Source organism: Nocardioides cremeus (assembly GCF_030518195.1).
GTDB classification, from domain to species: domain Bacteria; phylum Actinomycetota; class Actinomycetes; order Propionibacteriales; family Nocardioidaceae; genus Nocardioides; species Nocardioides cremeus.
The window spans coordinates 1-362 of record NZ_JAULSC010000115.1; the positions used below are offsets into that span (position 1 = coordinate 1).

Consider the following 362-nt stretch of genomic DNA (forward strand, 5'->3'; position numbering starts at 1 on the left):
AATCGTAGACGTCCCAGTCGGTGACGCCATTTTGGGTCGTGTAGTAGACGCTTTGGGAAATCCCATTGATGGAAAAGGACCGTTGAACACCAAACAGCGTTTCCGTGTAGGTATTAAGGCCCCAGGGATTATCCCTCGTATCTCTGTAAGAGAACCTATGCAGACAGGTATCAAGGCCGTTGACTCGCTCGTGCCCATCGGAAGAGGACAGCGTGAATTGATTATTGGTGATCGTCAAACGGGTAAAACTGCATTGGCCATCGATACCATCATCAACCAGAAACGTTTCAATGACGCCGACGAAGAAAAGAAGAAGCTGTATTGCATGTACGTTGCCATCGGTCAGAAACGGTCCACCGTCG

Annotated in this window: 1 pseudogene; it reads left to right on the plus strand. The window is 49.2% G+C overall.

The annotated features are described in order from the left end of the window. Positions 1-362, plus strand: a pseudogene (locus QWJ41_RS20905) (F0F1 ATP synthase subunit alpha); the annotation flags it as partial.